Source organism: Methanosphaera cuniculi, from assembly GCF_003149675.1.
GTDB classification, from domain to species: Archaea; Methanobacteriota; Methanobacteria; order Methanobacteriales; family Methanobacteriaceae; genus Methanosphaera; species Methanosphaera cuniculi.
In genome coordinates, this window is sequence record NZ_LWMS01000002.1 from 28,294 (window position 1) to 49,914 (window position 21,621).

The window sequence follows — 21,621 nt, forward strand, 5'->3', positions numbered from 1 at the left end:
AAAAAACAGGCCCAAAATTCAATAAAATTTTAACATAAAATGGATTAAATTCAAAAAAAGTTAAAAAAATGGTGAGGATTTTATGATTTTTTTAATCATTATAAAAATCATTCATTTTTTCAAGAACTTGATCTTGTGTAGGAATATTTGTCTGTGTACCTTGAGCTTGAACAATATATGATGCAACAGTTGATGCAAATTCACCACACATTTTAACATCATTACCTCTAAGATACTGACTTAAGAATGCTGCACGATATGAATCTCCAGCACCTGTAGGATCTTCTGCTTTAACTGTTAAAGCATCAATATGAATTGGATCTTCACGTTCTTGATATATTTCACTACCATTACTTCCAAGACTTTTAACAATAATGCCAGGACCATAATCGAGAATTTCATCAATATTCATTTCAAGCAAATCACAAATACATTCAATTTCATGTTCATTACCAAATAAAATATTACAATTTTGTAGCATGTCATGTAAATTCTGTGTTGTATATAAAGTTAAATCTTGTCCAGGATCAAAAGATACAAGTTTATCATTAGCATATGCAAATTTAGCACATTTAATGTTATATTCAGGATCTCCTGTTGCAATATGCATAGCTTCAGCATCTAAAATAGCAGCCTCATTAATAGGTGTTGTTGAATACTTTTTAGCTGCACCCCAGTAGAAATAAAACATTTGTTGATCCTCAGGATTTGTTAAAACAAAAGCTGTAGGTGTGTTAAGATTATCAGCAACAATCATATTAGCAATATTAACTCCATCATCAATAAGCTGACTTTCATATTTACTACCAATAAAATCTTTACCAACACATGAAATAAGATCAACATCTAGACCCATCTTAGATGCAATAACAGCAACATTACCAGCTGCTCCTCCATGTAATTGTTCAAGATTTGTAACTAAAGCTGATGTATTAACTTTTGAAAATTCCTTAACTTGCATGATGTAATCAAAACATGTATGTCCTATAACCAGTAAATCAATTTCTGACATTTATTGTCCTCCTTTAAAAAGAATTTAAATATTTTTTAATTAAGAATAAAAAAAATAATAGAAATTATTCTATATCGTTTTTATCTTTATGTAAAGTATTTTTTATTATTTAAATAACTTAAAAATTTTTTTCTTATTTAATCATACTACACTACTTTATTTTATAAGAAAAAAAGAGATTTATTATTAAAAAAAAATATGATTAAATAATTTTCATATACTAAATATATGTATCTATGTATCATAATAATTTTATTGAAATATAAAAATTTGAATATAAAATTTCAATAATACCAAATAAAAACTATTATCTAAATTCAAATCTTATCCCCTTAAAAAAGTAGTCTTATTTTTAATTGTTTTAAAAAGATTTATCTAAAATTATAATGAAATAATAATATAAAGTATGATCTAACAGGTTTTACTAGAAATAAAGAAAAATGATATAAAATGTTTGAAAAACTACATGATAAAGGATTACAAATCCACGTACTTGCAATAATAATAGGAACACTGGTAGGAATACTATCAGTATATGTATGTGTAGAACTTAATCTAGCTGTATTTGGATTTAATATATGTATTATCATATCACCTGTTATTGCAGGATTTGTTGAAACTGTAATTGCACAGTACTTCACACAAAAAACATCAGGTGCAATAAGTGCAATAATATTATTTGTTATAACAAATATAATAGGATGGCTTGTATTACCACAAGAACTCACATTTAACATCTTTACAATCGGAGGACTTCTTATGATGCTTCAAGCAGCATTTCCTCTGACAATGAACTGTATATTAATAGGTCTACTTCTAGTACTTGTAACAAATTTTGGACGAATTATTGGATATATCGTGAGAAAACTACATTTAAATCCACAAAAAAATGTAATGCCCCTTGAAAATATTGAACTTAAAAATAATTATGGAATACTAATTATTAATGAGGGAATAGGGGTAGATATAAAAAAATACTTTGGAATGATAGTAGTTGAAGATATAATAAAATTTAAAGATAAGTCAAGCCAGGAAACAATAGAGTATATGGAAGGTAGTCTTGCTGATAAAAAGTTGATAAAATATAAAGATTATCTTAAATCTAAGGAATTTATTATTAATGAACTTGAGTCTGAGGCTAAAAAGATAGGTGCTAATGCAATTATAAATCTTAAAATTGAATATACAAACTATAACCAACAATTACCACCTGACATGCTTATCATAGCATATGGTACAGCAGTACTTGTTGATGAATCATATATTTCAAATCCTATAGAATGAGCGAAATTTATAATAAATATTATTAGTTTTTTTTATCTACTTTATAATCTCCCAATATCCCTTTTTTTTAATTAAAGAAATTTATGTTAACTCTTTTTTTTGTAGATGAAATTTATTTTTAAAAATAGAAAAAATAGAAGGAAGGGTGGTTAAGTTATTAGAACATCAAGGTCTCTTTTTTTAGACTTATTGTTCCCATCGTTTTCTATCAAGTAACTCTTGTTTTTTACCTTTGTTCCATCCACCAGATGCACTATCTGCATGTCCTACTTGTTGTACATATCCTGTTATTCTATCATACCATTCAACGTTTTTAGTTTCTCCACAGTGTGAACAGGTGGTTTGAAGTCCTTTCATTAATGTTTTACAGTTTATACAGAAACTTAATGCACTACTGTATGCCCAGAAACCAATGTCTGTTTTTCGTGTAATTTTTTGTGTTAGGCTCATTAAACTATCAGGATCACTGTATGATTCTCCCATAAATGCATGGAAAATATGTCCTCCTTGTGTTAATGGGTGGTATTCTGATTCTATTTTTATTTTTTCAGGTAAGCTCATGTTTGTATCTACTGGTACATGGCTACTGTTTGTGTAGTATGAAGCATCACTATCTCCATTGCAGATTACTTGGTCAGGGTATTTTTCACGATCCATAGTTGCAAATCTGTATGCAGTACTTTCTGCTGGTGTTTGGATTACTCCCCATCTTAGTCCTGTTTCTGCTTTTAGTTCATCTGCACGTTCATTTATGTATTTTATTACATCAAGTCCTAGTTGGTTTGAACTTGGATCTTCTAATCCTGCACCTGTTTGTGCTTGAAGCATTTCATTTAATCCTACAAATCCAAATGATAGTGTACTGTTATCTACCATGTAGTATGGGTCTTCTCCCATTTTTTGTGTTAAAAATGGTAGTATTTTATAGTCATTTAGACATTTTAATGCTCGTTCACGTCTTAGGAGTAGTACATCTTCTACTATTTTCATGTAGTCATCTAGGTAGTCAAATATTTCACGTTCATCTCGTGCATTATATCCTATACGTGGTAGGTTCATTGTTACATATGCAAGATTTCCTGTTCTTAGACAGTCTTTTTCCCAGTCACCTGTCCAGTTATCTGATAATCTTGTTCTGCATCCCATGTAGTTTGCCATGTTTCCCATGTAGTCAGGGAGCATGTTTATGAAGTATGCTGTTCCAAATTTAGCTGATAGGTAGTGTACACGATCGATGTCTTCTGTGAATTCTGGTGTTAGGCACTCTTTTCTTAGGTAGTAGATTGTGTTTGGGAAAAGGTGTGGTTTTCCTTCTGAATCTCCTTTTATGAGTGCTTCTGTGAATGCTTTTTGTAGTAGTCTTACTTCTTTTTCAAAGTCTCCATATACTCCTACTACTTTTCCTCCAGGTCCGTATGCTGGTTCATCTTTTAGGAAGTCTGGTACTGTGAATTCTAATCCTATACTTGTGAATGGTACTTGTCCTCCACGTGCTGCGTAAGCCATGTTGAGGTTGAATATGAGCATTTCTACTGCTTGTTTGATTTTTTCATATGGAAGTCCTGCTGCAAATGGTGCTACAAATACGTTCCATAGACTCATTGCTTGTCCTCCACTCATGTTTTGTTGTGCTGCTAGCATTATTTCTCCGGAGTGGTTCATGAGTGTTTCTATGTGGTTTGGTGCTCCTGCTACACTTGTGTGGTCTCCTGTTCCATCTACTTTTAGTCCGTATCTTATGAATTGTCTGAGGTCATGTTGGAGACAGTTTATTGGTCTTCCTGCAAAGAATTCAAGATCGTGTATGTGTACAGTTCCATTCATGTGTGCATCTGCTAGGTTGTGTGGTAGTATGTTTAGTAGTGCGTATTGTTTTAATGATTCGTCTGCTACGTATTTGTGTATTGTTTCAGGGTTGTTCATCATGTTTGCGTTGTCTTTGTTTCCTGATTCTATTAGGTTTGTTATGTTGTATACTGGCATTCCTAGTCTTGTGTATTTACGTCTTAGTGATTCGAGTCCATTTTCTGTTAGTTTTGTGTTTACCATTTCGCGTATGATTGGTGCTGTTAGGTAGTCGAGTTCTAGTTTTTTAAGTTCTTTGTATACGTCATTTGCTATTTTATTTGCTAGTTTTGGTGTTGTTTGTGTTTCTTGTACTAGTGTTTTTGCTATTTTTTCTTTGTCGAATGGTTCTATTGTGTCGCGTGCTGTTCTTACTCTTAGTGAGTTGTAGTTGTAGTATTTATCTGCAAGGTTTTTGTTTTCTTTTTTAAGGAAGTTGTATATGATGTTTTTTATTTCTTTAGTAGTTATATCTTCGTGTGCTTCTTTTGATACTTTGTGTGCTATTCTTTCTGCAAGACCTAGTGGTATATTTATCATTATACAGGATTTGATTAGTTTTTCGTAACTAAATTTTTCTTTTATACCATCATTTTTTATTACGTATATTTCGTTAAGGTTGTATGTATCGGATATGGTTTCTGGGTCTTTCATCATTTTATATCACATGCCTTGTTTATTTTTTTTATATTTTTTTTCTTAGTTAATTATTTAGTAGTGTAAATATATATAATTATGTTAGTACTTCTACGAACGTTTTTGGTATTTGAAATGAATGAATTTAAAAATCATAAAATTAAGTAAAATGTAATAAAAACTAGGTTAAATCTTGATTAAAATTATTAATTTTTAAAATGAATAATTAAGTAAGTTATTTATATAAAAATAACTAAAAAAATAGATTTATTTTATATTTTATTAATTTATTTGTCTGTTTTACCTAATTTTATGTGGGTGGTGGTTATGGGTGTGTTTGTTGATCTTTTGTGTTTTTTTATATTATTTTGGGTTAATTTTCATAAAATTTTGCATATTTTCTTTAATTTTAGTGCATGTTTGTACGAACAATATACCCGTATAGGTATACTTATTTTTTAAAATAAAAAAAAGAGATAGAAAAAAGAATTCTCCTATCTTTAGAAGAATACATCAAGTGAACTTTGTCGTGACTTATCACTTTCAAAGAGTGAATTAATTGATGTTTCAAGAATTTCAATACGTTCAACAACATATGGACTAATAGGATAACGATGAGATAAATCCTTTGAAATTTCAAGATACTTAAGAACAGATCCTTTAGAAATACTAAGTATAAGATTATTTCCACATTTACACTCACCACTTAATGGTATTCTACGATATTTTTCACCACATTTTGTACATCGTACTTTTTGTCTTGAAAATGCACGAATATTTCCTGTCATATCAGGTAGGAAGTGTGAATTAAGAACACCTTCAACAACTCCTTTTTGATCAACACATCTTAGTTTTTCAGCAAGTCCTATTTGATGTTCTACCTTTTCAGGCATTGAATCTAAAATCTTATAAAGACATGTTTTAGGACCTGCATGGATAGATGAGGTAGGATGTGAATACATAATTCCATGATACTGTTCATCAGTTCCAAGTCTTCCTTCAACATTATCTATCATATCATTAACATCTGATGGTTTAACACCACCTTCCTCTGTTTTACGATAAATCTCAAGTGGTATTCTCCACATACAATCAATGTTATGTGATTCATCATCAATTTCCTCAGGATCAATACGACTACTTAATACCAGAGGTGCATCCATACTACCTCCACGTGTACTAGGCAAGTATGTCTTTCCAAAATTAAGAAGTGCATCTAAAAGAAGCATTACAGCATCCTCATCACTATCACAATTTCGACGTTTAGCAGAATGGAAATATGGATGAGCATAACAACCAGCAGCCTTAGTATATCCAACAATACGACCAAGAACACCTGCTGATGTGTGTGGTGCAAGCCCAGCTATAAGTTCACCTACAAGATCTACACGATCTTCTGCATTATAAAATGGTTCCATATCATAATAACGTGTAAGTAAATCATCTATGAATTTTGAGACTTTAAGCAAGTAATCTCCACATTTTTCACTTACAACAACATCCTGAATTTTAAGTTCTATAATCTGATCATCACTAGTAATAGGTTCATCATAAATATCATGTGTATATCCCATTTCTAGTATTTTTTCATAAGGAACTCCAATTTCACTTGGTATGAAGTGTGTTAGTGGAAGATCTGTTGAATCATGTCTTACTGTTCCATCACGATATGTGTATATTTCATTTCGAGCTCTAAGAATTCCTTTTTCTAGTGGTTCTGGGAATTTATCCTCTGATATTAATCCTTTAACACCTTTTATTTCATCAAGACGTCTTATATTAACATTTTCAAATGCACGATTTAATTCACGATCAAGCTTAATGTTTTGAGTTGATGATGATAATAGTTTCGTATGACTTCCACACACAGGACATATTGCCCGGTATGATGTTATACCACATGCTTCATTTGTACATTGACATTTTGCTAGTGTTACTTTAATTGTTCCTTTTTTTGCAGCTTCTGTAATGTTTCGTAGATTTCCAGCATAATTTCCAATTGGGAAAAGAGAGTGTGGTGCAGGTCTCATTAATCTTTCTTTAGTTTTTTCTGGTCTTCCTACACGTCCTCCAATGTAAGTTGGTGCTTTAGCTTTAAGTTTAACAGGACTAATCATACATACAGCATCAAGTGATTTCATATCTTCATCAAGTAATACATGAGTATGAAGAGTACGCATTAAAGTATAAAGTACATCATTATCTATTATAATAGTATCATCAACTACTTTATGTTCAACTCCAATTACTTCAAAAATTCTTTTATGGTAATCTAGTGGTAATGGATTAGTATCACATTCATATACTGAATCTGCAGTTTCAATATTCTCATAAAGAAAATCATGTAATTCATTTAGTTCTTGTTTTGATACATCATGATAGTAGTATGTATATTTTGGGTGTAGTGGTGTATCTGTTTTTTCTGCTATTTCAAATGCTTTTTTAGCATCTATTGGAAGTTTTAGAAGATCATCTAATTCAAGTTCACATTTAAAATCTATGTCAAAATCATCTTTGGTTTCTTTATAGTATTGTGAGTTTTCAACTTCCTGTGCCCACCATTCTTCACACCAACATGATATATCAAGTGGTATGTTTCCACGTAGATATTCACCAAATGCTACAAGCATATCTCCAATAAATATTATTTCCACAACATCATTACGTATTTGTTTTGCAAGTTTTATGTCATTTACTTGTATTACATCTCCATTTCGTAGTTTTACTATTGGACCTTCTATAGAATCACATGGTACAACACAGTTTCCTTTTCCTGGTTTTTCAATTTTCATCTGTGTTCCTACAGCTAGAAATTGTACTATTTCCATTGTAGCTGGATGTATTGCCATTGATGCAAGACCACTATCACGTGTTCTTCCATATCTAAGTCTGAATCCTCCTTTAGTACTTGGATATGCCATCACTGGTCTTCCACCGATGATATCTTCCATGTATTTTGCTTTCTTTTTAGGTTTTATTTTTTCTTCATCAGTTTTTTTATCATCTTTTTCTTCTTTTTTTGTTGCTTTTGGTGCTGTGAATTCCTCAAGCCATTTCCATCCATCGATTTTGAGGTTGTTTGCATATTTTACAATTTTTCGTGATTTTTGAATTACACCTTCTGCAATTGCCAGTAGTGCTCCTCCTCGTATATGGTTGGTTTCTACTCTTGGTAAATCCCTATTTTGTACTTCTATTGGATCTGTTTGTTCTCCTGTTACTTCTACTGGTATTCCTCGTACTGCTCGTCTTACTTCATCAGATGTTGGTGAGTATTGGAGGTTGGTTACTTCTGATTCATAGAGTTCTACTTCTTCTACGTATCGTTCTATTTCATCATCTGTTGGCTTGTATCGATCTAGTCCTTGTGCCATTCGTATGTAGTCACCTAACAGTACAGTAAGTGCTGCTGCTGTTCCTCCTGCACTTCTAATTGGTCCTGCGAAGTATACTCCAAAGCATTTTCCTCCATCTGGGTTGTCTTTTATTTTGACTTTTGCAATTCCTTCTAGTGGTGCTGCAACTACTCCTTCTGTTAATATTGCAAGAGCTGTTCTTATTGCACTATCAGCATTTTTTTCTTGTATTTCGTAGTTGTTTGTTCCATCTTCTATGTCATCTTTTGTTGCTATTTCTTTTGCTATTTGAAATGCAACTTCTTCACGTGACATGTTTTCTTCTAGTTGTTTTATTCTTTTTGCTACACCTTCAGGTCCTACTAGCCCTTCTACACGTTCTGCTAAGTCCTTTGCTAGTGGAATTTCTGGTGTTAGTTCAAGATCTTTTCCTTTTTTCCTTGCTTCTGTTGCTATTTCATATAATTGCTTGGTTTTCTCTTCAAGCATGTCAAAGTAATCCAGATAAATTCCTCCCTTAAAAATTAGTTTTCTTTTTATAATAATAAAAGGGTGATGTTTATTATTTTTTTTTGTGGATGATTTAGAATTTTAATATTTTTTCATCTTTTTTTCATTAAATTAGTCTAATATATTATATGTATTTTATATAGAATCTGTATTATAATTTTTTCGATAAAATTAAAAAAAAAGTTTAATTCGTGTTGAATATGTTTAAATGTAAAATGAGTAGAAGTTTATAAAAAAAATAGAATAAGATAATAATTTTAAAAATATACTCTATTTTTTTATTTATTTATGTTAACTAATCCTACAAGTTTTGGTAGTTTATGTTGTTTGTGTTTTGCTTGTGCACAAATATATGAATCATATACTGTGTAAATAAACCATATCAAATATATTGCTTGGAATATTAATTTTATAATTCCTGTATATGATACTAATATTTTACATATTATTGCTGATATTATTGCTTCAACTAGAAATCTGTTGTAGTATCCTAGATATATTTGTCCACATCCAAAGACAGGTGTAAATAGTCCTATAACTAGTGATATTAGTGCTGCAGTTTTTGGTGTGTCACGGGGTGTGTCTTTGAAGTCTTTTATTTTCTGAAATATTGATCTGTTATCTGTTGGTTCTTTTTTTGTTAAATCTTTCTTTGGTAGCTTAGCTCCGCAGAGATTACATCTTGTAGCATCATTTAGATTATCATAGCCACATTCGGGACATTTCATTGTTTCATAAATCTCCTAAAAAAAATATTTTATTATTATATCCAATGTTTTATACTTGAATTTTTAATATTTAAGATTATTATAATTTATTTTTTTTTCTATGTTAATTAAAATAAAAATAGTATTTAATCTGAAAATTACTAAAAAAAAGTTATGGTGGTGAAAATTTTTAAAATTATTTTTTTTTTATTCTAATGTGTATCCAAATAGTTTTGGTATTGGACGTCCTTCATTGATTGCTTTAGCACACCTGTATGTATCATAACATGTGTAAATATACCATATAACTAGTAGTGTTGCAAAGATGAATGCAGAGATACTTCTCATTATTATAAAGAATCTCATTAATCCTGTACATAATACACCAATTATTACTTCTACTAAGTATCTTTTGGATAATCCAAGATATAAGTTTCCTGCTCCAACGAGGACTATTATAAATCCTCCAAGTATAGATATTAATGTTGCAAGTGCTACATTTTTATGTGGACGCATTGTATTGTTATTATTAGGGTTATTATCATAATTATTATAATTATCATTATTGCAACTGTTACAATTATTGTTATTAACCATTTGAAGTTGTGCTCCACATGTTATACATCGTATTGCATTATCATCATTTTCTGTTCTGCAATATGGACATGTTTTCATTTAATTTAAACCTCCTATGTTTTTTTTATTGTATGTTAGTTCCAAGAAGTTTTGGTAATGGTTTATCTTCATTTATAGCTTCAGCACATTTATATGTGTCATAACATGTATAAATGTACCATATTACTAGTAGTAAGTTAAAAATTTCACTTACATATCCACCAAGTAGTGTTAAACCATAAGATACTAAACCTATTATTATTTCAATAGCTGCTCTTTTAAATTGATTTAAGTATAATTGTCCTGCTCCACAGAGTGTAAAAAATCCCAGGACTATTGAAATTCCCAGAGCATAGTACTTATTTTTTGGACTTTCTATTATTAGTTTTGTACCGCATTTTTTGCATTGTGTTACATTTTCTTTGTTTTCTGTTTGGCATTTTGGACATTTCATTTTTCTTTGAAAATCTCCCATATTTAATTTAATTAATAGTTTATTATTAGAAAATTATAAATTTATTGTATATTATTTTAATAAAATTGATTTTTTTTTACATGAAAAAAGATGTAGTTATATGTTTTTTATAGAATTATTTATATTAAGAGTTTAAAGTAAAAAAAATATTTTAAATAATAATAAAAAAAAGTAATAGAAGGTTGAAAATTATAAAAACTTTTATAAATTCTCATTTTATTGTATGTCACGACCAAATAATAGTGGTATTGATCGTCCTGTAGTAAGTGCATCAGCACATTTATATGTATCATAAGTTGTGTAGATAAGCCATATTAATGGTAAAATATAAAGTATCATTCCAATAGTCATACTTATGAAAAATACAACATAATATGATATAAGATTTAATACAATTGATATTCCACATTCAACTCCAAATCTTTTATAAAATCCAAGATATAATTGTCCTACACCATCAAATATAAAGAAAAATCCTATGACAGCTGAGAGTATTGTTGCAAAGTATTTACTTTTAAATTTAATTTCTCTATATTCTTGATGATTTTGAGACTTAGATGCTGGAAGTATTGCATTACATACATTACATCGTTCTGAATTATCGTTATTTTCTGCACCACATTCGGGACATTTCATTAATTTTCGCCTCTTATTAATAATTAATTATATAATAATATGTTGATTTTAGTATAAAATTAGTTAGTATAAATAAAAGTTAGTTTTTTAGGGTGGGTGTGTATAATTTTTAAATTTAATAAAAAAAAGGAGTTATTTTTTTTTAGATTTAGTAAAATTTATCTTCTTTTTTTTTAATATTATATTTTCTTAATTTTTTCAGATTTTTTTTTTGATTGGTTATATTATTTATAAGAAGCATAATAATATGATTATAATTATAATAATTATTATTGCAGCTATTATCACATAACTTGTGCTTTCATCAATTTTTTGATTTTCAATATCTGTTTTTACTTGTTTATTTTTAGCTTCCTCTTTTTTAATATCAGCTTTAATATCTTCTTCTTTTTTTTGGAAGTCAGACTTTATATGATCTTTCGTATCTTTTAAGTCATCTTTAATTTTTGTTGATGTATTGGTAGTTTTATCATCATTTCCTATTATTTCATTTTCATCACGTAGTTTTTGTGTAAATGAACGTTTATCATCTGACATTGTCATTTCAACTCCATATTAATCTTTTTTTTGTTTTATTTTTATTTCATAAGAAAATGTATTTTTTATTTTTTCTACATTATTTGTTTAAAAAATAAAATGGGAGTTATTTTTTTTATATTGGTGAATGTAAATGTAGCTAGGTTTAATTTAAATATGGATAAAAAAGAGGGGAGAATATAATATTTTACCTCTTATTTATTAATTGTTTTTTTTTAATTCATTTTTTTTGTATTATTATTTTTTTTCTGCATTTATGTATTTTTTAGTTTAAACTATTTTTTTTTCAATGAGTATTTTTATTTAATTAAATTATTTTTTTCCCTTTTTTTTTGTTATTATAATGATCCCACTATATTTTTTTTCATTATAGTTCTTATAAAATACGTTTTCATATCTTTTTTTTGAATGTAATTTATATTATACAATTTTAACTATTTAACTATATTATATATTCTATTTTAAAATTCATGTTTTCTTTAATAAAAAATTTATAAAAAAAGAATAGTTTTAATAGAAACTTTTAAAGTTAATTGTATAATATTAAAGTTTACTTATATTTACATAATATTTTAATAATATCTTTTTAGTAAAAAAAAGATAATGTTTTTACAATAGCTTTAAAAATAAATAATTATTTTCTAAATCAGATCTATTTTTATAAAAAAAATATAATTTCATCTAAAAAAAATAAACTAAAGGAGCTTTAATTAAACAATGAACATGAAATGGAATGCAAAAAAATACACAGATAAATTTAACATAATAACAAAATATGGAGAAGACATGCTAGATTTAATAGATATAAAAAATGATCATATGAGCTGTATAGATCTAGGATGTGGAGATGGAAAACTCACACAAAAACTAGAAAATATGGGACTTAAAACCATAGGAATTGATGAATCAGAAGATCAAATAAAACAAGCATGTAAACTACATCCAAATTTAACATTTAAACAAGATAATGCAGTGACATTTAAAGTAAATCCTGTTGATGTAATATTTTCAAGTGCAGTTTTCCACTGGATAAATCAAGATAAACAACAAGAAATGATACAAAATATATATAATAACCTAAAAGATGATGGACAATTCATATTTGAACTAGGAGGCTCAGATAATACAAGACAAATACATGAAGCACTACACATTTCATTTAAAAAATATAATCTCACATATGAAAATCCATTCTATTTTCCAAGTGTATCAGAATATACACAAATACTTGAAAATGCAGGATTTAAAGTAAGATATCTAATAAATTTTAAAAGACCAACATTATTTGAAGGTGAAGATGGAATGAAACAATGGCTTGAAATGTTTTTAAGTATACCATTTAAAAACATACCAGAAGATATAAAAGATAAAATCATACAAAACACTGTAGAAATACTAAAACCACAACAATATAATGAAGGTAACTGGTATCTTGACTATGAAAGACTAAGAATAAAAGCCATAAAAGAATAAAATTTAAGAATAAAAAATAATAATTCAAACATAACATAACTAATAACATAAAAACGCGAAAAAAAATATAAAAAAAATAATAATTTAATTATAATAAACTAAAAAAATCAATCAAATAAATGGGAGATAGAGAAAAAAATGATACTAAATGATGAAAACAGTGAATGGAAAGTACAATATTTCAAAACCTATGCAACACAATCAGATAATGAAGAAGCACTAAAAAGTGAAGAAAACATAAAATTTGAACACTTCCCACCAGCACTAGGACAATACTACTCTGATGATATATCAATGGAAGATTTTGAAAAAATATGTGATGGAAAATTACATCTAATTAAATCCAAAAAATGTGAATACTACCCATCAATCATCGATATAAACTATGAAAAAACAATCAAAACACAACTAAACATGCTAATGCAAGAACAAATGAAAAAACTACATGAAGAAGACCCAGAATTTCTAACAGATGATGAAAAAGATGAAATTAACAAAGCAGAATTTCCATTCATAAAACTCATGACACTTGTATATACAAAAGATACAAAAGACATGACAGAGGATGAACAAAACGAATGGAAAGCATACATGAATCAATTCATCACACAACAAATAGTATTTGGTGTAGTAAATATGTACTTTACAATGAAACTATACCAAGATAACATATATAAAACAGTATTTGAAACACCATACAACCAAGAAGAAGTATGGGATAAATACACAAAAAATCAGAGTGGAATCTGTGTAACATATGACTTTAAAGAAGTATCAACTCAAATGCTACAACGTGTACAAAACTTATACCCAGTATTATATGTACCACACGTAGTAAAAAGTGATGAACTTGACTTTAAAGTATACAACCTCTTTTGTGCATCAATGTTTAAAGTAGATGATGAAGTTACCAAGTATGATAAATCATGGGCATACCTCTTTGCACACAAATATACAAACACAGAATACATGATGCTAGATTCACTACTTGAACCATTATATGCACAAGTAATGACAGATGATAAAATTCAGGAAATACTATCTGAAAACTACCTAGAAATAACAGATGGAGAACTAAACTATAATCATAAAAAACTAATAGAAGATCTATCAACATTCCTAGATTCTGATAAATTCCATGAAAAAATTGATGAAAAACTAACAGAAGTATATAACATAACACCAAATCAATTTGATGTAGACTTCATGAAACCAGAAGCTGTATATCTCGGCTTAAACTACCCTGATGATAAAGTTGATGAAATTAAAAAAATATGTCAAGATAAACAAATTCGTATCTTTAAAATCAAAAAAGATGATGAAAAAGGACTATTTAAAGCAATACTACACTAAAAATAATAAAATAAACACACAATTAAGAAGGGGAATATAAATTTATGACACTACAATACCAGAAACTTGTAGAAGTATATGAAAAAATAGGATCAACAGCGAGTCGTCTTCAAAAACAAGACATAATCGCAGAATTCCTAAGTGAAATACAACAAACAGACCCAGAAGCAACATATGATGTAACACTACTTCTACAAGGAAAAATATTCCCACCATGGAGTGAAAAAGAAATAGGAATTTCAACACAACTCATAATCAAAGCACTATCTAAACTATCAGGAACAAATACTAAGAAACTTGAAGATAAACTAGCACAAATAGGAGATCTAGGTGAGCTAACAGAAGATGTAGTAGCAAACAACAAACAACAAACATTCTTCCAAATACCACTTAGTGTACGAAAAGTAATAACCACACTACAACGAACTGAGGAATTTACAGGAAGCAAATCACAAAATAAAAAATTAAATCAAATCATAGAATTATATACATCAGCCTCCTCACTTGAAGCTAAATACATAACACGAACAATAACAGAAAGACTTAGAATAGGAGTAGGTGAAGGAACATTAGTTGATGCAATAGCACAAGCATACAATATAAACAAAGAAGTAATAGATAGAGCATACATGTTATCAAATGACTTAGGAGAAGTAGCAAGACGTGCAATGCAATCAGAAGAACTTGTAAAAGAACTTACCATAACACCAGGAAAACCAATAAAACCTATGCTAGCACAACTAAGTCCTGGAATTAAAGATAGTATAGAAGAACTAGGAAATGTAATAGCTGAAACCAAGTATGATGGAATAAGAATCCAAATACACCATACAAACAATGAAACCAAACTATTTACCAGACGTCTTGAAAATGTAACAGAAGCACTACCTGAAATAGTAGAATATATTGATATTGCAATGCCAGATGTAGATTATATTATAGAAGGTGAAATAATAGCAACACGTGATGGTAAACCAATATCATTTCAACACATACTACAACGTGTAAAAAGAAAACATGACATAGATAAGATGCGAAATAAAGTTCCACTTAAACTTTTTACATTTGACATATTATATTATGAAAAACCAATAGCAGAATTACCACTTATTGAACGTCGTGAACTACTTGAAGAAGTAATTACAACAACAGATCATGTTAACTTAAGTACAATGTGTGTGGTAAATCCTGAAACATACCAGGAAGCTGAAAAACTATTTGAATGGTCAATAGAAACAAATCATGAAGGAATCATGCTAAAGAATGCTGATAGTCCATATTCACCTGGTAAACGTGGAAAAAATATGCTAAAATATAAGCCTGTACGTGAAACACTAGATTGTGTAATAACAGGTGCAACCTATGGTAAAGGAAAACGAGCAAAGTTCTTCGGCTCATACCAACTATCATTATATGATCCAGAAACACAGACATATAAAACACTTGTACATGCAGCAACTGGAATGGATGATGAAATGCTTGAATCACTCACAAAACGCATGGAAAAACTCGTAATACAACAAGATGAATTAAATGTAAAAATAAAACCAGAAGTAATACTTGAAGTAGCATTTAGTGAAATTGTAGAAAGTAGTGAATATGAAACAGGATACTCACTAAGATTTCCAGCAATAAAATCAGTACGTGATGATTTACGTCTTGATGAAGTAGATACAACAGATAAACTAAAACAAATCATGCAAATAGCAACAAAAGAATAAACACCTTTACTTATTAACCTCCATAACTTTTTCAACCTTTTTTTTGATAAAAATAAATAAGTAATACAAAATAAAATAAATAGTATTAATAACTCATTATGCAAGATCAGAAAATATTTAAAATAGCAACAATAACAACAATAATTGGAATAATAGGACTAATACTAACATCTGGTATGGTAATGCCAAATGAACTTAAAATAAAACAAATAGATAACTCACACATAGATGAACAAGTACAAATAACAGGACACATAATATCAATCACAAAAACAAAAACAAAAACAACAATACTAAAAATAGCAGATAATACATCAACAATAAATGTAGTAATATTCAATGATGCTAACATTAAAAACCTAAATCAAAATACAAAAGTAACAATAACAGGCAAAGTAGCACAATATAAAGGACAACCTGAAATAATCCTAGAAGATATGACAAATATCAAGATAAACTCATAAAAAAATTATATAAAATAAAAAACTAATTCTAAAAGAAAGAGGGTGAAGAGTAGGAATACTACTTTATTCATCTTTTTGTGATTCTTCTTGTATTTTTTTCTCATCATCTAATCTGATTTTTTTTCTCATTATTTTTCCACTGATAGTTTTTGGAAGTTCATCTACATATTCTATTGCTCTTGGATATTTATATGGAGCTGTTACATTTTTTACATGATTTTGTATATCACGTGTTAGTTCATCTGATGGTGTGTATTCTTTATTTAGTACTATAGTTGCTTTTACAATTTGTCTACGTACAGGATCTGGAATTCCTGTTACTGCACAATCAACTACTGCATCATGTGATAGTAGAGCACTTTCTACTTCAAATGGTCCTATTTTATATCCTGAACTTTTAATTACATCATCTATTCGTCCTTTATACCAGTAATATCCATCTTCATCAATCCATGCTAAATCTCCTGTATGATAGATTCCTTCATTAATTGCTTCTTGTGTTTTAATTGGATTATTATAGTATCCTTTAAAGAGTCCTAGTGGATATCCATTAGATATATCTATTACAATTTCACCTTCTTCTCCAATATCAGCTTCTTTTCCATCTTTGTTTATGATTTTTATGTTAAATAGTGGTGCTGGTTTTCCCATTGATCCAAGTTTAAGATCTATCCATGGGAAGTTTGCTATGGTTGCTACAGTTTCTGTTTGTCCAAATGATTCTCGTATTTCTAGTCCTGTTAAGTCTTTAAATTTATAGTATACTTCATCATTTAATGGTTCTCCTGCTGTTGTTACATGTTGTAATGATGAGTAATCTAACTCTTCTAGTCCTCCATCTTTGATGAATAAACGATACATTGTTGGTGGACAACATAGTGTTGTTATTTTATGTTTAAGTGCTCGAGATAGTACATCATATGGGTGGAAACGATCATAGTTGTATATGTATATTCCTGATCCACAAATCCATGATCCATATATTTCACCCCATAATGCTTTTCCCCATCCTGTATCTGCTATTGTATAATGAAGTCCATCTTCTACTACTTGATGCCAGTAGTTTGATGTTACAATGTGTGCTAGTGGATAGCCGAAGCTGTGTTTTATCATTTTTGGTTGTCCTGTTGATCCTGATGAGAAGAAGAGTACTGATATATCATCTACACTATCATCATCATATACAGGTCTTGTGAAGTCTTCAGATGCTTTTTCAACTTCACTTCTTAAATCATACCATCCTTCTTTTTTTGTGTTTCCTGCTGTTATTTTGTTAAGTTTTATGGAATCTAGTTGTTCTTCTACTTCATCATATCGTTCTGGTACTCCTTCATCTCGTATTGTAATTACTGTGTTAATTTTAGCATGTTCTATTCTGTATTTGATATCTTCATGTTTTAGCATGTGTGTTGCTGGTATTGCTATTGCTTTAATTTTATGTAATGCTACAATTGAATACCAAAAGTCATACTGACTTTTTAGTGCTAGTAGTACTCGGTCTCCTTTTTTAATTCCTAGTGATGTGAAGAAGTTTGCTGCTTTATCACTTAATCTTTTCATATCAGCAAATGTAAATGTTTTTTCTTCGTTTTCATCACACCATTTGAGTGCTATTTTATCCGGATCTATTTTTGCATATTCATCTACTATGTCATATGCAAAGTTGAAGTTTTCTGGAACTTCTATTTCTAGGTTTTCATAGAAGTCTTCATATGAGTCAAATTCTTTTTGATTTACGTATTTATCTATTAATGTTGTCATTTATTCACCCTTTTACATTTAATACATCTAGGAATTTAGCTTTTTTATCTCCTACTGCTACCATAGAGTGTTTATGTGTTGAATCAAAGTATATTGAATCTCCCTCATTTAAGTCTATTACATTGTCTTTTATGTAGATTCTTAGTGTTCCTTCAAGTATGTATACAAATTCAAATCCTTTATGGTAGTTTGGTTCTGGTATGTAGTTGTCATTACGTGGCATTACAGTTACAATGAATGGTTCCATTGTTTTATGCATAAAGTTTGATGCTAAGTTTTCATAGTCATATGCTTCACGTCTATCTACTCGTACTCCTTTATCTTTTCTGGTTACTGTAAATGTGTGCATACGTGTATCTTCACCAGTTAATAGTAGACTTGTATCTACATCAAATATTAGTGATATTTCATATAGTATACTTGCTGGTATGTCTATTTCTCCTGATTCATATTTGGTGTATGTTTCTGTGTCTACGTCTAATTTGTCTGCTAGTTGTTGTACGCTCATTTCACATACTTCTCTCATGTCTTTTACACGGCTTGCAATTTCTTGTTGAATTGTTGGCATAATCTTTATTTCTCCCCTTTTTTTTGTTTAATTGTTTACACTTTTTTTTAATAAAATGATTAAATTATTTGAAATTATAAATGTGTTTTTTTTTATTCTCTCGAATTTTGTATAAAAAAAATGTTCTTTTTTTTATTATCTATATAATTATTTATTAAACATGATATAAAAATACTAAATTTTTTTAATATAAAAAAGATTTCAAGTAAAAAAAAAATGATCCTAAAAATATATGTTCATTTATCTTTTTTTTACATATCTAAACATACAAAAGATTTTAGTTAAAAAATCAAATTTAATATAAAAAATTATTAAGATTTTTTGATCTTTTGTAATTTTTAATTATTATTTTTATAACTATATATAAATTATCATAAAAAACAATAAAAAAAGAGTAATTTTAAAACAAGTAACTTTTAATAAAAAAACGCCTAAAAATAACAATAAAACAAGAATATTTCAAATTATATTAAATTTAAAAATCTAAATAAAATTAATACAAAAAAAAAATTAATAATTTTAATAAAAAGTAATAATAATTCTCTAAAAAAAGTATAAATTATGAATGCTCCGACCGGGATTCGAACCCGAGTCTTCGGCTCGAAAGGCCGAAATGATTGGCCGGACTACACTATCGGAGCATATTAAAGAAAAACTTTAATTAATAGTCACATAAAGAAAAGTAAAACATTATTTTTACTTTTTTTAAAATGGGGCCTGGGCCGAGAATCGAACCCGAGTCACGGGATCCACAGTCCCGAAGAATAACCACTATCCTACCCAGGCATTAATATAAGTTCTATACATTCATTAGTTGTATAAAGTGCGGGAGCAGGGATTCGAACCCTGGGAGGCCTACGCCAACAGGTCCTAAGCCTGTCCCCTTTGGCCAGCTCGGGCACCCCCGCATATTAAATAAGTTTTATTACAAACGGGCATCCCCTTTGATATAAAATACCAAACCAATACTTTACATAAGGAATGTATCGTTTAAATATTAAAGAATCTAGAAACTAAAATTAATTATTATAGTAAAAAGTTCTAGAAAATGCTCCGACCGGGATTCGAACCCGAGTCTTCGGCTCGAAAGGCCGAAATGATTGGCCGGACTACACTATCGGAGCATAATTTATAAGATAATCATAATAGTTATATGAAATGGGCCCAATGGGGTTCGAACCCATGGCCGCCCGGTTATGAGCCGGGCGCTCTACCTGGCTAAGCTATAGGCCCATATTTAAAAAGCGCCGTCGACAGGACTTGAACCTGTGACCAATCGGTTAACAGCCGAACGCTCTACCTACTGAGCCACGACGGCACAACATAACTTTTATCTTACAATACTCTATATATTACTAATCATATATAAAGTTTCCTACATAGCATTATATTTTAGAATAAGTTTTAACGCTTTATGTAGTACAATATAATGTTTGTTTTTCTAGTATATAAACATTTTGATTTTATACAAATCAAACATAAAAAAATGATAAAAAAATAAAGATAATATTAATTTATTATATTTTTTTAATCTTAACATTATCATAACACATATCAATATACCTTTGAATAAAAGGTTCAAGTTCTGGTCTTAGGAAATTATCACCCTCAAGACGTGACATATCAGAAAAACTACCTTTAAGATCACGATCTGCCCAGTAAACTTCTTCTTCTACTCGTCTTCCATACCTATTTCCATACATTTTAAATAATGGGAATTTAGTTAATCCATTACTACCTGCTTTAAGTAGTACTCCAATATTTGCTAGATTATCTGTCCATGTTCCTGTTATTATTTCAATTTCTGGGAAACGAATTCGTACAGCTGCTACAATACTTGCATAATACAATGAAGCAGGTTGTGGTGTAAGACAATAATCAGTATCAGGATGAGGATTTAATGAATAAAATATTATACGATCAATATCAAGTTCTTCAATTAAATCAAATAAATCATTTAGATGATCAATTTCCTCACCAAGTCCTATAATGATTGTTATTGCTTTTTTAAATCCAAGTTCACCTGCAGTTATAAGCATATTTTTTATATCATCCATTGATTTACTTGGACATACTTCATCATGAAACTTAGGATTTGCTGTTTCAACAGCACCTGTTATACCAACTATTTCATCACCATACTGGTCTAGTTCATCTGTTATTCCAATATTAAGCCATACAGGATTATCTGTTATATCATAGATGGTTTCAGATATTTCACGTATTTCATCAGTTGAATATATACCATAACCTCCAGATAAGAACTCTATATTCCATCCCATACGTTTGGTGAGTTCTGCTTCTGCATATATTCCTTTTACATGACGTCGTGCCTTTTCAGGTTCATCTATCCGATCTTTTTGTGATGACATATAACAGAATTTACAATCACCTTTTTCACAATACCATGAAAGAAATATTGCACGTTCTAATGTTACATCACGTCCATGATATTTACGAGTTATTTTATCTGATTCATCAAGTAGTTCTAGTACTTTTTTATTTCTTACTTTTTCTATAACATCCATTATCTATAATCTCTCCCAAAATAAAAATAAAAAGTTTTATTATATAATTATTATATCTATGTTTTTTCTCATATAATGATAAATAAAAAAAATATGATAAAAATTTAAATTAAATCAAAATTATATATTATATATATTAT

General features: G+C 29.1%; 16 protein-coding genes and 6 tRNA genes. 5 read left to right on the plus strand and 17 right to left on the minus strand.

What is annotated here, in order from left to right; all coding sequences use genetic code 11:
* Nucleotides 1–91 precede the first annotated feature (91 nt).
* Nucleotides 92–1,012, minus strand: coding sequence for a carbohydrate kinase family protein (locus tag MSCUN_RS00395; protein ID WP_095609376.1), 921 nt, complete (start codon nucleotides 1,010–1,012; stop codon nucleotides 92–94).
* A gap of 450 nt (nucleotides 1,013–1,462) precedes the next feature.
* Between MSCUN_RS00395 and MSCUN_RS00400 the strand changes: the two genes are divergently transcribed.
* Nucleotides 1,463–2,296 (plus strand): heavy metal-binding domain-containing protein, encoded by an 834-nt coding sequence (locus MSCUN_RS00400; protein WP_095609377.1) that lies wholly within the window; start codon nucleotides 1,463–1,465, stop codon nucleotides 2,294–2,296.
* Nucleotides 2,297–2,482: 186 nt separating this feature from the next.
* Here the strand turns inward: MSCUN_RS00400 and nrdD are convergent, their stop codons facing one another.
* The 7 genes from nrdD to MSCUN_RS00435 all read right to left on the minus strand — a co-directional run bounded on the left by nrdD (nucleotide 2,483) and on the right by MSCUN_RS00435 (nucleotide 11,613).
* The gene (gene nrdD / locus MSCUN_RS00405; RefSeq protein ID WP_180738358.1) at nucleotides 2,483–4,798 is read right to left on the minus strand and encodes an anaerobic ribonucleoside-triphosphate reductase; all 2,316 of its coding nucleotides are present in this window, start codon (nucleotides 4,796–4,798) and stop codon (nucleotides 2,483–2,485) included.
* A 479-nt stretch (nucleotides 4,799–5,277) separates the two neighbouring features.
* A complete protein-coding gene (polC, locus tag MSCUN_RS00410) occupies nucleotides 5,278–8,622 on the minus strand; it encodes a DNA polymerase II large subunit (protein WP_180738359.1) in 3,345 nt (1,114 codons plus the stop codon).
* A gap of 299 nt (nucleotides 8,623–8,921) precedes the next feature.
* Nucleotides 8,922–9,371: a zinc ribbon domain-containing protein gene (locus tag MSCUN_RS00415; RefSeq protein ID WP_095609380.1), complete on the minus strand. Its 450-nt coding sequence runs from the start codon at nucleotides 9,369–9,371 to the stop codon at nucleotides 8,922–8,924.
* 186 nt (nucleotides 9,372–9,557) lie between these two features.
* Nucleotides 9,558–10,025 carry a zinc ribbon domain-containing protein gene (locus tag MSCUN_RS00420; protein ID WP_095609381.1) on the minus strand — a complete coding sequence of 156 codons (468 nt, stop codon included), beginning with the start codon at nucleotides 10,023–10,025 and terminating at the stop codon, nucleotides 9,558–9,560.
* A gap of 25 nt (nucleotides 10,026–10,050) precedes the next feature.
* Entirely contained in the window at nucleotides 10,051–10,419 is a 369-nt protein-coding gene (locus MSCUN_RS00425; protein WP_095609382.1) for a zinc-ribbon domain-containing protein, read from the minus strand.
* A gap of 237 nt (nucleotides 10,420–10,656) precedes the next feature.
* Complete coding sequence (locus tag MSCUN_RS00430) at nucleotides 10,657–11,076, minus strand: zinc ribbon domain-containing protein (protein ID WP_095609383.1); 420 nt, start codon at nucleotides 11,074–11,076, stop codon at nucleotides 10,657–10,659.
* A gap of 228 nt (nucleotides 11,077–11,304) precedes the next feature.
* Nucleotides 11,305–11,613 carry a hypothetical protein gene (locus MSCUN_RS00435; protein ID WP_095609384.1) on the minus strand — a complete coding sequence of 103 codons (309 nt, stop codon included), beginning with the start codon at nucleotides 11,611–11,613 and terminating at the stop codon, nucleotides 11,305–11,307.
* Between the two features lie 717 nt (nucleotides 11,614–12,330).
* Between MSCUN_RS00435 and MSCUN_RS00440 the strand changes: the two genes are divergently transcribed.
* From MSCUN_RS00440 to MSCUN_RS00455, 4 genes are all read left to right on the plus strand, one after another.
* Nucleotides 12,331–13,086: a class I SAM-dependent methyltransferase gene (locus tag MSCUN_RS00440; RefSeq protein WP_095609385.1), complete on the plus strand. Its 756-nt coding sequence runs from the start codon at nucleotides 12,331–12,333 to the stop codon at nucleotides 13,084–13,086.
* 138 nt (nucleotides 13,087–13,224) lie between these two features.
* Nucleotides 13,225–14,439: a hypothetical protein gene (locus MSCUN_RS00445; protein WP_095609386.1), complete on the plus strand. Its 1,215-nt coding sequence runs from the start codon at nucleotides 13,225–13,227 to the stop codon at nucleotides 14,437–14,439.
* Between the two features lie 44 nt (nucleotides 14,440–14,483).
* Nucleotides 14,484–16,160: an ATP-dependent DNA ligase gene (locus tag MSCUN_RS00450; RefSeq protein WP_095609387.1), complete on the plus strand. Its 1,677-nt coding sequence runs from the start codon at nucleotides 14,484–14,486 to the stop codon at nucleotides 16,158–16,160.
* A gap of 98 nt (nucleotides 16,161–16,258) precedes the next feature.
* Entirely contained in the window at nucleotides 16,259–16,624 is a 366-nt protein-coding gene (locus MSCUN_RS00455) for an exodeoxyribonuclease VII large subunit (RefSeq protein ID WP_095609388.1), read from the plus strand.
* Between the two features lie 63 nt (nucleotides 16,625–16,687).
* On the opposite strand, the gene MSCUN_RS00460 is transcribed toward MSCUN_RS00455, so the two are convergent.
* The 9 genes from MSCUN_RS00460 to MSCUN_RS00500 form a co-directional block, all read right to left on the minus strand.
* Nucleotides 16,688–18,385, minus strand: a complete 1,698-nt coding sequence (locus MSCUN_RS00460) for an AMP-binding protein (RefSeq protein WP_095609389.1) — start codon at nucleotides 18,383–18,385, stop codon at nucleotides 16,688–16,690.
* A gap of 4 nt (nucleotides 18,386–18,389) precedes the next feature.
* Nucleotides 18,390–18,953, minus strand: coding sequence for a helix-turn-helix domain-containing protein (locus MSCUN_RS00465; RefSeq protein WP_095609390.1), 564 nt, complete (start codon nucleotides 18,951–18,953; stop codon nucleotides 18,390–18,392).
* A 566-nt stretch (nucleotides 18,954–19,519) separates the two neighbouring features.
* Nucleotides 19,520–19,594 (minus strand) — tRNA-Glu (locus tag MSCUN_RS00470).
* 70 nt (nucleotides 19,595–19,664) lie between these two features.
* Nucleotides 19,665–19,739 (minus strand) — tRNA-His (locus MSCUN_RS00475).
* A 38-nt stretch (nucleotides 19,740–19,777) separates the two neighbouring features.
* Nucleotides 19,778–19,861 (minus strand) — tRNA-Leu (locus MSCUN_RS00480).
* A 141-nt stretch (nucleotides 19,862–20,002) separates the two neighbouring features.
* Nucleotides 20,003–20,077, minus strand: a tRNA-Glu gene (locus tag MSCUN_RS00485).
* A gap of 35 nt (nucleotides 20,078–20,112) precedes the next feature.
* Nucleotides 20,113–20,186 (minus strand) — tRNA-Ile (locus MSCUN_RS00490).
* A gap of 12 nt (nucleotides 20,187–20,198) precedes the next feature.
* A tRNA-Asn gene (locus tag MSCUN_RS00495) sits at nucleotides 20,199–20,271 on the minus strand.
* Between the two features lie 199 nt (nucleotides 20,272–20,470).
* Nucleotides 20,471–21,481 (minus strand): radical SAM protein, encoded by a 1,011-nt coding sequence (locus MSCUN_RS00500; RefSeq protein WP_095609391.1) that lies wholly within the window; start codon nucleotides 21,479–21,481, stop codon nucleotides 20,471–20,473.
* Between the last annotated feature and the right edge of the window lie 140 nt (nucleotides 21,482–21,621).